The following is a 15,271-nucleotide window of genomic DNA, read 5'->3' on the forward strand; positions in this document are numbered from 1 at the left end:
GCGGCTCACCTCAGCTTCGGGTCGAGGGCGTCGCGCACCGCGTCGCCGAGCATGATGAACGCCAGGACGGTGATCGCGAGGGCCCCGGAGGGCCACAGCAGCGCGTGCGGGGCGTTGCGGATGTACGGGGAGGCGGCGGAGATGTCGATGCCCCAGGAGACGCTGGGCGGCTTCAGGCCGACGCCCAGGTAGGACAGGGTGGCCTCCAGGGCGATGTAGGTGCCCAGCGCGATGGTCGCCACGACGATGACCGGGGCGACGGCGTTGGGCGCGATGTGCCGCAGCAACAGGCGGGAGTTGGAGGCGCCGAGCGCCCGCGCGGCCTGCACGTAGTCGTTCTGCTTGGCGGTGATGACGGAGCCGCGGGCGATGCGGGAGAGCTGCGGCCAGCCGAGCAGCACGATGAACCCGATGACCGGCCAGACGGTGTTGCTGGTGATGACGGACAGCAGCACCAGTCCGCCGAGGACGACGGGGATGGCGAAGAAGACGTCGGTGATCCGGGACAGGACCGAGTCCCCGACACCGCCGAAGAACCCGGCGAGGGCGCCCAGGACGCTGCCGAGGACGGCGACCCCGAGGGTGGCGAGGACACCGACCGCCACGGACGTGCGGGCGCCGTAGACCGTGCGGGTGTAGACGTCGCAGCCCTGGCCGTCGAAGCCGAAGGGGTGCCCGGACCGGGAGCCCTCCTGGGCCCTGGACAGGTCGCACGTGAGCGGGCTGCCGGAGGTGATCGCCGAGGGCCACAGGGAGATGAAGACCAGGAAGAGGATGACCAGCGCGAACACGATGAAGACGGGGTTGCGGCGCAGGTCCCGCCAGGCGTCGGACCACAGCGAGCGCGGCTTGCCCTCGGGTCCGGGGCCGCCCCCGCCCCCGGGCCGCTTCTCCAGGGCCTCCGCCTCGTCGACGCCCAGGTCCATGGTCCCGCCCATCCCCGTCCCGGCGATGGCCTGCTCGGGTTCGTGGCGTCCGTCAGGCATAGCGGATCCTCGGGTCGAGTACGGCGTACAGGAGGTCGACGATCAGGTTGGCGACCAGGAACACCAGCACCAGCACGGTGACGAAGCCGACGACGGTCTGCGTGTTCTGCCGGAGGATGCCCTGGTAGAGCTGGTAGCCGACGCCGTGGATGTTGAAGATCCGCTCGGTGACGATGGCTCCGCCCATGAGGAAGCCGATGTCGGCCCCGATGAAGGTGACCACCGGGATCAGGGAGTTGCGCAGCAGGTGCCGGACGACCACCCGGTGCCGGGGCAGGCCCTTGGCGACGGCGGTGCGGACGTAGTCGGAGCGGCGGTTCTCGGCGATGGAGGTGCGGGTCAGCCGGGTGACGTAGGCGAGGGAGACGGAGGCCAGCACCAGGCCGGGCAGGATCAGCTCGTCGAAGGGCGCCTCGGAGGAGACCGAGGGGCGGATCCAGCCCCACTTCACGCCGAGCAGCAGCTGGAGCAGCAGACCGGTGACGAAGGTGGGCACGGAGATGACGACGAGGGTGAGCAGCAGCACGCCCGTGTCGACGGGGCTGCCCCGGCGCAGTCCGGTGACCACGCCGAGGGTGACGCCGATGACGATCTCGAAGAGGATCGCGATGAGGGTGAGCCGGATGGTGACGGGGAACGCCGTCGCCATCAGCTCCGTGACCTCCTGGCCGTTGAAGGCCGTGCCGAAGTCACCGGTGAAGACGTTCCCCATGTAGGTCAGGTACTGCTGCCAGACGGGCTCGTCGAGGCCGAACTCCTGCTCCAGCCGGGCGGCGGTCGCCGGGTCGCACTGGCGCTCCCCGCAGAGCCCGGCGATGGGGTCGCCCATCACGTTGACCATGAGGAAGATCAGCAGCGTGGCCCCGATGAACACCGGGATCATCTGGAGCAGCCGCCGGACGACATAGCGTCCCATGGCCGGTCAGCTCACCTTGATCTGGTCGTACACGGGGACGCTGAACGGGTTGAGCTTGACGTCGGAGAGCCGGTCCGACCAGCCGGCGCTGCCGTTCTGGTACCAGAGCGGGATGGCGGCCATGTTGTCGCGGACGACCCCCTCGGCCTGCTGGAACAGGTCGATGGCCTTGGCGGTGTCGGTCTCCTGGTTGGCGCGGTCGACGAGGTCGTCGAACTCCTGGTTGGACCACTTGCCGTCGTTGGAGGAGGCGTCGGTGTAGTAGAGCGGCTGGAGGAAGTTCTGGATGAGCGGGTAGTCCATCTGCCAGCCGGCCCGGAACGGCCCCGTCATGTTCCGGTCGGTGATCTCGTTGCGGAAGTCGGCGAAGGTGCCGACCGGGTTGGCGGTGCAGGCGCGTTCGTCGTCCAGCGCGTTGTTGATGGAGTTGCAGACCGCGTTGACCCACTCGCGGTGGGAGCCGGTGTCCGCGTTGAAGGTGATCGTCACCTTGCCGCCGGGCAGCCCGCCGCCCTCCTCGATGAGCTTCTTCGCCGCGTCGGGGTCGTACTCGCAGGCGTCCCCGCACAGGCCCGCCTGGTAGCCGCCGTCCTCGCCGAGGACGGGTGAGGTCCAGTCGGTGGCGGGGGTGCGGGTCTTCTGGAAGATCGTGTCGGTGATCTGCTTCCGGTCGATCGCCCTGGACAGGCCGGTCCGGACCTTCTCCGACCCGGGCTTGTTCCAGTTCTCGTCGTAGAACGGGAAGGCGAGGGTCTGGATGATGCCGGCGGGGCTGTTGAGGTAGCGGTCGCCGAGGTCGTTCTGCACGTTCTTCAGCTGGGCGGCGGGGACGTCGTCGACCAGGTCGAGGTTGCCGGCGATGAGGTCGGTGTAGGCGGTGTTGTTGTCGGTGTAGACCTTGAGGTCGACGCCGCCGTTCTGCGCCTTGTCGTCCCCCGGGTAGTCGTCCCACTTGCGCAGGGCCATCTGCGAGCCGCGCGTGTAGGAGTCGACCAGGTAGGGGCCGTTGCCGACGGGCTTCTTCACCCAGGCGTCGTGGTCGTCGAAGAACGCCCGGGGCAGCGGGGCGAAGGCGTTGTAGCCGAGGGTGTCGGGGAAGGTGGAGAACTTCTGGGTGAGCTTGACGGTGAAGGTGCGTTCGCCGGTCACCTTCAGACCGGACATGGTGTCGGCGGTCTGGTCGCCCTCCTCGGGGTGCACCTGGTCGTAGCCCTCGATGTAGCCGAAGAAGTACGCGTTGCGCTGGTTGTTCCGCAGACTGGCGCCGTAGTTCCAGGCGTCGACGAAGGACTGGGCGGTGACCTTCTCGCCGTTGCTGAAGGTCCAGCCGTCCTTGACGGTGACGGTGAAGTTCTGCGAGTCGGAGGTCTCGATGCTCTCGGCGAGCATGTCCTTGGCCTCGCCGGTCTCCGGGTCGTACCGCTTCAGCCCCCGGAAGATCATGTCGAGCACCTTGCCGCCCTGCACCTCGTTGGTGTTCGACGGCTCCAGCGGGTTCTGCGGATCGCCCCAGGAGGCGCTCAGCACGGCCCCGGAGTCACTCCCCCCGCCGTCCCCGCCGCCTCCGCAGCCCGTCGCCGCGAGGGCGACCGCCATCGCGCAAGCGGCCCATCCGGCGTGCATCGCTCCGCGCATGGGGTGCCTCCTCGTACGTGCGCCGGTCCTTTACGCCAATATCGGCGCACACGGCACATCACGCACATGAAGGGCACCTGTCCGGGGGGCGCACCAGCCGTATGCCGGTACCGGCCCGGAGACGGACGACGGCTGCCGCCCGCCCCCTGCGGGGCGGACGGCAGCCGTGACGTACGACGAGGTGTCAGTCCTTGCCGGCCGACTCCTCCAGCGCCTTCAGCGCCGGGTCGAGGACGACGTCCTCGCCGCGGGACTCCGTCGTCGGGTCCTCCGGGAAGTGGCAGGCCGTCAGGTGGCCGTCACGGTTGCCGGAGATCTGCACCAGCGGCGGCTCGTCGGTCGCGCACTTGTCCTGCGCCTTCCAGCAGCGGGTGCGGAAGCGGCAGCCGGACGGCGGCATGATCGGCGAGGGGACGTCACCGTAGAGGCGGATGCGCTCCCGGTTCTCCGTCTCGTCGTCCATCGCCACCTCGGGCACGGCCGACAGCAGCGCGTGGGTGTAGGGGTGGCGGGGCCGGTTGTAGATGGAGTCCCGGTCGCCGACCTCGACCACCTTGCCGAGGTACATCACGGCCACGCGCTGCGAGAAGTGCCGGACCACCGCGAGGTCGTGGGCGATGAACAGGAAGGCGATGCCCAGCTCGTCCTGGACCTTCTGCAGCAGGTTGACGACCTGCGCCTGGATGGAGACGTCCAGGGCGGAGACCGGCTCGTCCGCGACGATCAGCTTCGGGTTGAGCGCCAGGGCACGGGCGACGCCGATGCGCTGGCGCTGACCGCCGGAGAACTCGTGCGGGAAGCGGTTGTAGTGCTCGGGGTTGAGGCCGACGAGCTCGAGCAGCTCGCGGACCCGCTTCTCCCGGCCGCCCGCGGGGTCGATCCCGTTGACCTCCATCGGCGACTTGATGATGGTGCCGACGGTCTGCCGCGGGTTCAGCGACGAGTACGGGTCCTGGAAGATCATCTGGATCTCGGAGCGGACCGGTGCGAGCTGCTTGCGCTTGGCGTGCGTGATGTCCTGGCCCGCGTACTCGATCCGGCCGCCGGTCGGCTCCAGCAGCCGGGTGATGAGCCGGCCGGTGGTCGACTTGCCGCAGCCCGACTCACCCACCAGTCCGACGCTCTCGCCGACGCCGACGGTCAGGTCGACGTTGTCGACGGCCTGGACGGCGCCGACCTTCCGCTTGATCGGAAAGCCGCCGTAGATCGGGAAGTGCTTGGTCAGGCCCTCCACCTTCAGCAGCGTCTCGGTGGACGCGCCGGTGGAGCCCTGCTGTGCGGGGAGGGTGAGGTTGTCGCTCATGTCTCGGATCTCTCCCTAGCGCAGCCGGGGCTGGATCGTGTCGATGAATATGGACTGCTTCTGCTCCGCCGTCAGGTGGCAGGCAGCGGCCCGGCCCTCGCCGAGCGACGGACGCTCGGTGCTGCACCGGTCCCCCGGCACCTCGCCGGTGAAGGCGCAGCGCGGGTGGAAGGGGCAGCCGGAGGGCGGGTTCAGCAGGCTGGGCGGGGACCCGGGGATCGGGTTGAGGGCCTGCGAGACGTCGGCGCCGAGACGCGGCATCGAGCTGAGCAGACCCCAGGTGTAGGGGTGCTTCGGCTGGCGCAGCACCTCACGGACGCTGCCGCGCTCCACGGCCCGGCCCGAGTACATCACCAGCAGGTCGTCGGCCATGTCGGAGATGACGCCGAGGTCGTGGGTGATGAAGATGATGCCGGTGCCGAACTCCTGCTGGAGGTCCTTCAGCAGGTCGAGGATCTGCGCCTGCACCGTCACGTCCAGGGCCGTGGTCGGCTCGTCCGCGATCAGCAGGTCGGGGTCGCAGACCAGCGCCATGGCGATCATGGCGCGCTGGCGCATACCGCCGGAGAACTGGTGCGGGTAGTCGTCCACCCGGGACTCGGGCTGCGGGATGCCGACCTTGGTCAGCATCTCGATCGCCCGCGCCCGCGCCTCCTTCTTGGAGGCGCCGGTGTGCTTCATGTACGGCTCGGCGATCTGCCGGCCCACCGTGTAGTACGGCGAGAGCGCCGTCAGCGGGTCCTGGAAGATCATCGCGACCTTGTTGCCGCGGAGCTTCTCCAGCTCCTTCTCGGGGGCGGTGACCAGGTCCCGTCCCTCGAGGAGGATCTCACCCTCGACGGTGGTGCTCTTGGGGTTGTGCAGACCGAGGACGGTCAGGTTGGTCACGGACTTGCCGGAGCCCGACTCGCCGACGATGCCGAGGGTCTTGCCGCGCTCGACGTCGAAGGACAGCCCGTCGACCGCCTTGACGATGCCGTCCTCGGTGGAGAACCGCACCCGCAGGTCGCGGACCGAGAGGAAGGAGTCCGGCCCGGTCGGGGCCTTCTCGCCTTCGGTCTTGGTCAGTGTGGTCACGGTGATTCTCCTAGCTGAGCCGCACGCGCGGGTCGATGTACGCGTAGACGAGGTCCACGAGGATGTTCAGGAGCAGGATGAAGAACGCCCCGAACAGCATGACGCCCATGGTCACCGGCAGGTCCTTCGTCAGCGACGAATCCACCGCGAGACGGCCGATACCGGCCAGGTCGAACGTGAACTCCGTGACCACCGCGCCGGACAGCAGCGCGCTGAGGTCGATACCCAGGATAGTGACGATCGGGATGAGCGAACCGCGCCAGGCGTAGCGGAAGAAGACGTAGCTCTGCTTCATGCCCTTGGCGCGGGCGGTGCGGACGTGCTCCTCCTGGAGCTGCTCGATCATGGTCGAGCGCGACATACGGGTGTACTGGGCGGTGAAGATGGTCGCCATCACCACCCACGGGATCAGCATGCCGGCGGCCCAGGTGAGCGGGTTCTCCGTGAAGGGGTGGTACTTGGGGTTGTCCAGCCAGCCCGTCTGGTAGACGACGATGCCGAGGACGATCGGGCCGAGGAAGTAGATCTGGAACGAGCTCAGCACGATGGACGCGCCGCTGACCGCCCTGTCGGCCACCGTGCCGCGCTTCCACGCGGCCAGCAGGCCGGCGCCGAGGCCCACGATGAGGAAGATCACCAGACCGCCGACCGTCAGCGACAGCGTCAGCGGGAAGCGGTCCAGGATCGAGTCCCAGACGAACTCACCGGTGCTGAACGACTGCCCCAGGCAGGGTGCGGCACAGTGACCGGTCGCGAAGTCCCGCCCTGCGACGATGCCCGTCATGAACTCCCAGAACTGGGTGGTGATGGGCTTGTCCAGCCCGAGGTTCTCGCGGATCACGGCGAGGTTCTCGGGCGAGCAGTTCTTGCCGCAGGACAGCGCAGCGAAGTCCTGAGGAACCGTATAGAACAGGAAGAACGTGAAGGCGCCGATCAGGAACATGATGACGACGGCGCCGATCAGCCTGCGGATGAGGAACTGAAGCATGGCGGGTGGATGCTCTCTTCGAAACGCGGCGGCAGGGAGGGGGTACCGTCCGCGGGGGTGCGCTCCGCCTGGCGCACACCCCCGCGGTCAGCCGAGCTGACGGGTTACGGCTGCTTCAGGTACAGGTCGTTGATGTCGATGTAGCTCGACTCCGTGCTGTACTTGGCGCCACCGATGTTCGAACCGTAGAGCTGGATCTGCTTCGAGTAGTAGACCGGAGCAGCCGGGTTGATCTCCTCCACCAGACGGTGGTGAGCCTGCTCCCACGTCTTGGCGGCCTCCTCCGGCTCCTGCACCAGGGCCTTCTGGATCAGCTCGTTCACCTGCGGGTCGTTGACGTGCGAGTAGTTGGACGCGCCGTCGGCGACCAGCTCACCGTCGTAGACCGGGGTGATGACCGTGGACGGGGAGGACCAGTCCTGGCCCCAGCCGGTCATGTAGATGTCGTACGGGTTGTTCAGCTTGCCGACCTGCTCGTAGAAGCTGGCCCGGTCGATCTCCTTGGCCTGGACGTCGAAGCCGATCTTCTCGAGCGCGTCCTTGATGATGACCTGCTGCGCCTGGCCACGCGGGGTGTTGGAGTAGGCGTAGGACAGCTTGGTGCCCTCCTTGAAGCCCGCCTCCTTCAGCAGCGCCTTGGCCTTCTCCGGGTCGCCGTTGGGCTTCTTCAGCTTGCCGAACGGGTCGTACTCGGGGTCGTAGTTCGGCAGGGTCGGGGCGAGCAGACCGCCGGCGACCTCGCCGCCGTAGCGGCCACCGTCCGCCTGGACCATGGACTGGTTCGGGATGGCGTAGGTGATCGCGTCGCGGATCTTCTTGTCCTTGACGCGGTCGAGGTTGAAGGTGAGCTGCCACACGTAGGGCTGGTAGCCCTGGACGGTGCGCTTCTTGGCGTTGGCGTCACCGATGACCGTGGACATCTGCGCCGGGTCCACCGAGTCGGTGAACTGGATGGCGTTCTTCGCCTCGCCCTGGTCGGCGATCAGACGCTTGGTCTGGCTGGCCTGGTCGATGGTGGAGCTGAAGTTGTAGCCGTCCACGTACTGGTGACGCACGGCGTCCGTCTTGGCGTCCCACTGGTCGTTCTTGACCAGCTTCATCGACTTGCCCGGCTTGTACTCGGCGATCTTGTAGGGGCCGAGCGCCTTCGGGGCGTCGTCGTACTTCTCCTTGGTGTCGGCCTTCGCCGGCACGATGGAGTAGCCGGCCATGGCGAGGGCCTGCGGGAGGTCCGGGCGCGGCTTGTCGAACTTGAAGACGACCGTCTTGTCGTCCGGGGTCTCCAGGACGGTGTCCGGCAGGTGCTTGCCCTTGTAGGGGCCGTCCGGCAGGGCCTTGCGGTAGTCGTTGCCCGAGAGCCAGGACTGGACGAACGTCGGGCCGTCGAAGATGACCTTCGAGTACAGGCGCTCGATGGTGTGGCGGACGTCGGCGGACGTGATGGCGTTGCCGTCCTGGTCCTTGATGCCGTCCTTGAGCTTGTACGTCCAGACCTTGCCGCCCTCGGAGGACTGGCCGGAGTCGGTGGCGATGTCACCGACGACGGTCAGGTTGCCCTTCTCGTCCTCCTGGTAGTTCGTCAGACCGCGGTGGATCAGGTTGGAGAACTGACCCGCGTCGGAGACGTAGATCTGACCCGGGTCCATGTGGGTCAGGTCCGACTGCATGTAGACGTTGATGAAACCGCCGGACTTGGCGCCGGTGATCTCCTCGGCCGGACCGTTGGAGGCGGCGGCGTCACCGTAGGCGACAGGATCCTGCTGCTCGGCGGCGTCCTTCTGGTTCTTCGAGTCGTCCTTGCCCTTGCTGCCGCCACCGTTGTCGCTGGAGCAGCCGGTCAGCGCCAGCGAGCCGGCCACGATGGCGACGGCGATGGCACGCGCGGTACGCGTTCTGATGGGCTTCATGATGCCGATGCACCTACCTGTCATTAGTTGTCCACGAGTGCTGCCTAGCGGTCCGGTAGCCCGGCACGGGGGCGGCAGCTCCCCCACCACCAATGGACGATTACCGTCCGGTCTTGGGGTCGAATGCGTCCCGGACGGAGTCTCCGAGAAGGTTGAAGGAGAGAACGAACACCACCAGCGCCACGCCCGGGAAGAACATGAACATCGGGTCCTGCTCGTACACGTCGGCGCCGATGGCGAACATCCGGCCCCAGTCCGGGGTCGGCTCGACGAAGCCGACGCCGATGTACGAGAGGAAGGCGATGGAGAGGATCGTTCCCGGGAGGATGTAGGTGGCCTGCACCAGGATCGGGGTGACGATGTTCGGCAGGATCTCCTTGCGCACGATGCGCCACGGAGAAGCGCCGGACACCTTGGCGGCCTCCACGAACTCCCGCTCGGCGAGCGAGAGTACGGAGCTGCGCACGAGGCGCGCCAGGCCCATCCAGCCGAGGAACCACATCACCAGGGTGATCGCGACGGCCCGCAGGAAGGTGGGGGTTTCGTCCTGCGGGTCGACGAACATCGCGACCACGACGGGCATGAAGGCGATGAAGAACAGCTGCTGCGGGAAGGCCAGGAAGAAGTCCGTGACCCGGCCGAGCCAGTAGTCCACCCGGCCGCCGAAGTAGCCCATCACCATGCCGATGACCACGCCGGTGATCACGCACAGCGTCGTGACGACCACGGCCATGTACAGCGAGGTCCGCATGCCGTACAGCAGCATCGTGAACACGTCACGGCCCAGCTTCGGCTCCACACCGAACCAGAACTCGCCCGACATGCCGCCGAAGGATCCGGTCGGCATGGCGAAGTCGTCCAGGAGGAACGGGTAGTCCGGCTCCTGGGCGTACAGCGTGTAGGGGTTCTTGCCGTACAGCTTCGCGATGAGCGGAGCCGCGGCGGAGACGACGAAGAAGAAAATCACTACGCACGCGGAGACGACCCCGGTACGGTCGCGCTTGAAGCGCTGCCACATCAACTGGCCGGGGGAACGACCCTCGGGCTGCTTCTCGCCCTTCACGACCGCGTTTTCCGTGGTCGCTGCGAGCTCAGGGTCCAAGACAGCCGCGGACCCGGAGTCCTCGGCCTTGATTGGACTGGTCATCGTGTTCGTCCCCCGGGGGGTTGGAGAGTTGAGCGCAGCACAGATACCGGCAGGTTCTGTGGTTTGGGGGAACTTTCGCCAAGACGGTCAACGCGCGTCAAGGGCGGAAGACATAGGGATCTCCCTACCGTCCATATTTTGAGCAAAAATTGCAAAGATTGACACCTTCGCGCGCTTGACATGAAGAATCAGAAAACGGCATTTCGGACAAACAGGTGCACCATTTTGTTTACTTGTCCGAAACGTGTTTCTGTGCACTCCGATATCCGAACGGGTCTTCCCGGTTCCCGGAAGCAACAGGCTGCGCACCCGCTCGCGACGGCGGACCCCGCGACGGGCCCGTACCATGGGGTGAGGCCGAGGCATGTTCAGCCCGGCAGGGCCCGCACACCACAGACGCTCGTGCGGGGCATTCCTCAGCACTCCCGGGAGTACGCCTTTTATGGCCACGCGCCACGACATCCGCAACGTCGCCATCGTCGCCCACGTCGACCACGGCAAGACCACCATCGTCGACGGCATGCTCAAGCAGGCCGGCGCCTTCGCCGCCCACCAGCTCGACTCTGTCGACGACCGCATGATGGACTCGAACGACCTGGAGCGTGAGAAGGGCATCACGATCCTCGCCAAGAACACGGCGGTGAAGTACCACCCCAAGGACGGCGGGGAGCCCATCACGATCAACATCATCGACACCCCCGGCCACGCCGACTTCGGTGGCGAGGTCGAGCGCGGCCTGTCGATGGTCGACGGTGTGGTGCTGCTGGTGGACGCCTCCGAGGGCCCGCTGCCGCAGACCCGCTTCGTGCTGCGCAAGGCGCTCCAGCAGCGGCTGCCGATCATCCTGTGCATCAACAAGACGGACCGTCCGGACGCCCGCATCGACGAGGTCGTCAACGAGACCTACGACCTCTTCCTCGACCTGGACGCCGACGAGGAGCAGATCGAGTTCCCGATCGTCTACGCCTGCGGCCGCGACGGCGTCGCCTCGCTGACCAAGCCGGAGGACGGCACGGTCCCGGCCGACTCCACCAGCCTGGAGCCGTTCTTCTCGACGATCCTGGACTACATCCCGGCTCCCACCTACGACGAGGCCGCCCCGCTCCAGGCCCACGTCACCAACCTCGACGCCGACAACTTCCTCGGCCGCATCGCCCTGCTCCGCGTCCACCAGGGCGAGCTGAAGAAGGGGCAGACGGTCGCCTGGATGAAGCGTGACGGGTCCGTCGCCAACGTGCGCATCTCCGAGCTGATGATGACCGAGGCGCTCACCCGCAAGCCCGCGGAGAAGGCCGCCCCCGGTGACATCTGCGCCGTCGCCGGCATCCCCGACATCATGATCGGCGAGACCCTGGCCGACCCGGAGAACCCCGTCCCGCTGCCGCTGATCACGGTGGACGAGCCGGCGATCTCCATGACCATCGGCACCAACACCTCCCCGCTGGTCGGCCGCGGCGGCACCGGCAAGGGCGCCGACAACAAGGCGGCCGTCAAGGACCGCAAGGTCACCGCCCGCCAGGTCAAGGACCGCCTGGACCGCGAGCTGATCGGCAACGTCTCGCTCCGCGTCCTGGACACCGACCGTCCCGACGCCTGGGAGGTGCAGGGCCGCGGCGAGCTGGCGCTGGCCATCCTGGTCGAGCAGATGCGCCGCGAGGGCTTCGAGCTGACCATCGGCAAGCCGCAGGTGGTCACCAAGGAGGTCGACGGCAAGGTCTACGAGCCGGTCGAGCGCATGACCATCGACGTCCCCGAGGAGCACATGGGCGCGGTCACGCAGCTCATGGGCGTCCGCAAGGGCCGGATGGACAACATGTCCAACCACGGCTCCGGCTGGGTCCGCATGGAGTTCGTGGTGCCCTCCCGCGGTCTGATCGGCTTCCGCACCGAGTTCCTGACCCAGACCCGCGGCACGGGCATCGGCCACTCCATCCACGAGGGCCACGAGCCCTGGTTCGGCACGCTGACCACCCGCAACAACGGCTCCCTGGTCGCCGACCGCTCCGGCGCGGTCACCGCGTTCGCGATGACCAACCTCCAGGAGCGCGGCGTGCTGTTCACCGAGCCCGGCACCGAGGTGTACGAGGGCATGATCGTCGGTGAGAACTCGCGCTCCGACGACATGGACGTCAACATCACCAAGGAGAAGAAGCTCACCAACATGCGGTCGTCCACGGCCGACGTGGCCGAGTCGATCGTCCCGCCGCGCAAGCTGTCGCTGGAGCAGTCCCTGGAGTTCTGCCGCGACGACGAGTGCGTGGAGGTCACCCCGGAGGCCATCCGCATCCGCAAGGTGAACCTGGACGCCCGCGAGCGCGCCCGCGCCGCGAGCCGCGCCAAGCACGGCTGACCCCGGCACGCACGGACACGGAAGCGGCCCACCCCGAGCGGGGTGGGCCGCTTCCTCATGTACCCGGTGCGTCAGTCCCCGGCCGACGCACCGGAGCCCGGTGACCCCGGTGAGCCCGTGTCGCCCGGCGAGCCCGACGGGCCCTGCGCGGACTTCTTCAGGAAGCCCATGTCCTCGAAGACCGGCGTGCGCAGGCCGAAGGCGCCGGCGTTGGCCAGGTTCGTGCGGGCCGCGGTGAGCTGGGGGCGCTGGAAGAGGGGGATCGAACCGGCCGCCGCCCAGATGCGGGAGTCGGCCTTGCGGATCAGGGCGTGGCGTTCGGCGTCGTCGAGGGTGCCGATGGCCTGGTCGAAGAGCTGGTCGACCTGGTCGGTGCCGACGCGGGTCCAGTTCTGCTCCACGTTCAGGGAGCCGTCGGCGGCCGGGACCGGCTTGGAGTAGACGGGGCGGGCGTCGGTGGCGGGGAAGGCGGTCGCGGGCCACGAGTACAGGGCGAGGTCGTACTCGCCGGAGGCGATGTGGTCCTTGAAGTAGCTGTCGTCGTCGACCTTCGAGACGTCGGTGCGGATGCCGATCCGCTCCAGCATCTCCGAGATCCGGCCGGCCACGGTGGTCAGCGTGTCCGAGCCGGGCCCCGAGGGCAGGACGAAGCGGAGGGTGAGCGCCTTGCCGTTCTTCGCCACGGGCGCGTTGCCGGCGCGGGCCGGGGCGGGGGTGCCCTTCGGGGCGTAGGCGCCGGGGGCGCTGCCCTGGTGGAGCTGCTGGGTGCCGGTGCCGGAGTCGCGGGGGGCCTTGCCGTCGTCGCCGCCGGACCCGTCGTCCTGGCCGACGATGTACGTGCCGTCGTCGCCGCCCTCCGATGTGCCGCTGGACCCGTCGTCGCCGCCCTCCGATGCGCCGCCGGAGCCGTTGTCGCTGTCGGACCCCTCGTCGCTCTCGGACCCGGCCGCCTTCTCCTCGTCCTTCTTGCCCTTCTCCACCGGGCCCCCCGGCACCCAGCCGGCGTCCGCGAGGAGTGCCCGGGCCTCCTTGGCGTCCTGCTCGCCCAGGGCACCGCTGCCGTCGGCGTAGGCTGCCTGGCCGGCCAGCGCCAGGTGGCTGCCGACCGGCTCGGCGGGCAGGCCCAGCGGTTTCAGGACGGCCTCGGCGAGGGCTTCCCGGTCCAGGGCGCGGGCCACGGCCCGGCGGACCCGCTCGTCGGCCAGGGGCCCGTCGGCGCCGTTGAGGGCGAGCTGCGTGTAGGCGGGCTCCAGGGACTTGCGCACCTCGTAGCCCGCGAGGGCCTTCTGCTGACGGGCGTACTTCTCGGCCTTCTTGCGGAGCTTCCTGCGGGCGGTGACCTCCTCGTCGGCGGCGTCCTCGTCGGAGCCGTTGGCGACCGCCCAGGAGCGCAGCGCGTCCGCGGCGGAGCGGTCCGCGCCGGGACCCATGAGGGGCGCGGCCCCGCCGTCGCTCCGGGGCGGCCCGGCGGCGCCGACCCGGCCGGCCGCGGTGGCGTCGATCTCGGCCAGGTCGAGGGTGCCGGCGCTGAGCGCGGAGAGCCGCTTGTCGCGGGGCACCGAGCGCAGCACGATCGTCGCGAGCTTCGCCGGGTCGCCCCACCAGCGGACGTTGCGGGTGAGGGTGACCTCGTCCTCCTCGGTGTCGATCTTCCGCACCGTGAAGGGGCCGGCGGTGACCTGCAGCTTCTTGCGCGCCCCGTCGTTGAAGGAGTCGGGGGTGCCCATGACCTCCTTGGGGTACAGCGGGGTGAACAGCGACTTCCAGTCGGCGTAGGGGCGGTCGAAGGTGACCTTGACCTCGAGGTTGTTCCCGCCCCGCTCGATCTTCCCGATGCGGTCGTAGCCGGCGTTGCGGGCGGTCCAGTAGGCGGTGTCCTTGCCGGACAGGGCGCGCCACTGGGCGGCGAAGTCGGCGGCGCCGATCTCCCGGCCGTCGCTCCAGACGGCCTGCTGGTTGAGCTTGTAGAGGACCACCTGTTTGGGCTCGGTGTCGACGACCTCCGCGGACTCCAGGTAGTCCGGGTTGCGCACCACCCGGCCGTTGCCGTCCGTCCGGTACAGGGAGGGCAGGACGGCCTGGGCGATCCGGGAGGTGGTGCTGTCGGCGTCCGCCTGGAAGGTGTTCAGGGTGGGCGGGACGGTGTCCACCGCCCAGCGCAGGGTGCCGCCGTCGGAGATTTTCGCCCGGTCGGCGCGGGCGATGTCCGCCCCGGCGAGCGGCTCGCCCGCGGGGTCGTCCCCGGAGCCGCATCCGGCCAGCGCGGGTACCGCGAGGATGCCGGCGGTGAGGAGGGCGAGCGAACGCGGAGCCGCGCGCGGGCCGACGCCGTCGTGGGACATCTCTGAGTACCTCCGGGAAGCCGCGGGCGTTACGATCACGTTTGGTGGTATTTGGCGCTCATCCGATGTATGCGGCCCACTGAAGAGGAAAGGGTTCGGCAACTCAGGGCGACACGACGGCCCTGGGTGACAAGCCCACCCGTGCGGCGCAAAGCACCGGGCGATGCACCCGTACGCCTCGGCCAATCGATGCACATCCCTTCACAGCACAAGGTGTGACGCGCAACACTCTCAGGCGCATGAGCGTTGCCGCCTTGGGCCGTGGAGACCCGTGGAAGTGAGGTCACGTCATGTCCGTGCACGAGGAACTGACATCCGTCCAGCGCTGCCTCGACGACCTGGTCCGGTCGGTGGGGCGCCTGGAGAAGCTGATGGGCAGCGGCGGCCTGGAGATGCGCCGCGTCCGCTCCGACACCGATCACCTGCGCGAGAGCATCGCGCTGCTGCGGGAGACGGCGGTCACCGCCGCGGCCCCCCAGCGGCGGCCCGACCTCGTGACCATCTCCGACACGCCGTACGACCCCTCGCTGTGGGTGGACACCGACGACGAAGGGCTCGGCGCCCGCGGCCGTCACGCCCCCTGACCACCGCCGATCGCGGCGCCCTGACCCCTACCGGAG

11 protein-coding genes are annotated in these 15,271 nt (G+C 68.5%); 2 read left to right on the forward strand and 9 right to left on the reverse strand.

Going from position 1 to position 15,271, the window contains the following annotated elements:
• Window positions 1-5: 5 nt before the first annotated feature.
• From IE118_RS20240 to IE118_RS20275, 8 genes are all read right to left on the reverse strand, one after another.
• Window positions 6-986, reverse strand: coding sequence for an ABC transporter permease (locus tag IE118_RS20240; RefSeq protein WP_189559370.1), 981 nt, complete (start codon window positions 984-986; stop codon window positions 6-8).
• Entirely contained in the window at window positions 979-1,902 is a 924-nt protein-coding gene (locus IE118_RS20245; RefSeq protein ID WP_189559371.1) for an ABC transporter permease, read from the reverse strand. The genes IE118_RS20240 and IE118_RS20245 overlap by 8 nt, the downstream gene beginning before the upstream one ends.
• Before the next feature lie 6 nt (window positions 1,903-1,908).
• Complete coding sequence (locus IE118_RS20250) at window positions 1,909-3,537, reverse strand: peptide ABC transporter substrate-binding protein (protein WP_189559372.1); 1,629 nt, start codon at window positions 3,535-3,537, stop codon at window positions 1,909-1,911.
• Window positions 3,538-3,721: 184 nt separating this feature from the next.
• Window positions 3,722-4,840, reverse strand: coding sequence for an ABC transporter ATP-binding protein (locus IE118_RS20255; RefSeq protein WP_189559373.1), 1,119 nt, complete (start codon window positions 4,838-4,840; stop codon window positions 3,722-3,724).
• A 15-nt stretch (window positions 4,841-4,855) separates the two neighbouring features.
• Window positions 4,856-5,917 (reverse strand): ABC transporter ATP-binding protein, encoded by a 1,062-nt coding sequence (locus IE118_RS20260; protein ID WP_189559374.1) that lies wholly within the window; start codon window positions 5,915-5,917, stop codon window positions 4,856-4,858.
• 10 nt (window positions 5,918-5,927) lie between these two features.
• Entirely contained in the window at window positions 5,928-6,905 is a 978-nt protein-coding gene (locus IE118_RS20265) for an ABC transporter permease (protein ID WP_189559375.1), read from the reverse strand.
• 104 nt (window positions 6,906-7,009) lie between these two features.
• Window positions 7,010-8,812 carry an ABC transporter substrate-binding protein gene (locus IE118_RS20270; protein ID WP_189559376.1) on the reverse strand — a complete coding sequence of 601 codons (1,803 nt, stop codon included), beginning with the start codon at window positions 8,810-8,812 and terminating at the stop codon, window positions 7,010-7,012.
• A gap of 100 nt (window positions 8,813-8,912) precedes the next feature.
• Complete coding sequence (locus tag IE118_RS20275; protein WP_189559377.1) at window positions 8,913-9,959, reverse strand: ABC transporter permease; 1,047 nt, start codon at window positions 9,957-9,959, stop codon at window positions 8,913-8,915.
• Between the two features lie 442 nt (window positions 9,960-10,401).
• On the opposite strand from IE118_RS20275, the gene typA reads away from it, so the two are divergent.
• Window positions 10,402-12,309, forward strand: a complete 1,908-nt coding sequence (gene typA / locus IE118_RS20280) for a translational GTPase TypA (protein WP_189559378.1) — start codon at window positions 10,402-10,404, stop codon at window positions 12,307-12,309.
• Between the two features lie 71 nt (window positions 12,310-12,380).
• Here the strand turns inward: typA and IE118_RS20285 are convergent, their stop codons facing one another.
• On the reverse strand, window positions 12,381-14,651 hold the full coding sequence (locus tag IE118_RS20285) for an ABC transporter family substrate-binding protein (protein ID WP_189559379.1): 2,271 nt from the start codon (window positions 14,649-14,651) through the stop codon (window positions 12,381-12,383).
• 290 nt (window positions 14,652-14,941) lie between these two features.
• On the opposite strand from IE118_RS20285, the gene IE118_RS20290 reads away from it, so the two are divergent.
• Complete coding sequence (locus tag IE118_RS20290) at window positions 14,942-15,235, forward strand: Rv0250c family protein (protein ID WP_189559380.1); 294 nt, start codon at window positions 14,942-14,944, stop codon at window positions 15,233-15,235.
• Window positions 15,236-15,271: the final 36 nt, after the last annotated feature.

The sequence above is a fragment of the Streptomyces pilosus genome (genome assembly GCF_014649835.1).
In the GTDB taxonomy this organism is placed as follows: Bacteria; Actinomycetota; Actinomycetes; order Streptomycetales; family Streptomycetaceae; genus Streptomyces; species Streptomyces pilosus.

Bases quoted from the DNA above. Each gene is read 5' to 3' on its own strand.
- IE118_RS20290 (WP_189559380.1), top strand. From the start codon at position 14,942: ATGTCCGTGCACGAGGAACTGACATCCGTCCAGCGCTGCCTCGACGAC.
- IE118_RS20275 (WP_189559377.1), bottom strand. From the start codon at position 9,959: ATGACCAGTCCAATCAAGGCCGAGGACTCCGGGTCCGCGGCTGTCTTG.
- typA (WP_189559378.1), top strand. From the start codon at position 10,402: ATGGCCACGCGCCACGACATCCGCAACGTCGCCATCGTCGCCCACGTC.
- IE118_RS20245 (WP_189559371.1), bottom strand. From the start codon at position 1,902: ATGGGACGCTATGTCGTCCGGCGGCTGCTCCAGATGATCCCGGTGTTC.
- IE118_RS20255 (WP_189559373.1), bottom strand. From the start codon at position 4,840: ATGAGCGACAACCTCACCCTCCCCGCACAGCAGGGCTCCACCGGCGCG.
- IE118_RS20270 (WP_189559376.1), bottom strand. From the start codon at position 8,812: ATGAAGCCCATCAGAACGCGTACCGCGCGTGCCATCGCCGTCGCCATC.
- IE118_RS20265 (WP_189559375.1), bottom strand. From the start codon at position 6,905: ATGCTTCAGTTCCTCATCCGCAGGCTGATCGGCGCCGTCGTCATCATG.
- IE118_RS20285 (WP_189559379.1), bottom strand. From the start codon at position 14,651: ATGTCCCACGACGGCGTCGGCCCGCGCGCGGCTCCGCGTTCGCTCGCC.
- IE118_RS20250 (WP_189559372.1), bottom strand. From the start codon at position 3,537: ATGCGCGGAGCGATGCACGCCGGATGGGCCGCTTGCGCGATGGCGGTC.
- IE118_RS20240 (WP_189559370.1), bottom strand. From the start codon at position 986: ATGCCTGACGGACGCCACGAACCCGAGCAGGCCATCGCCGGGACGGGG.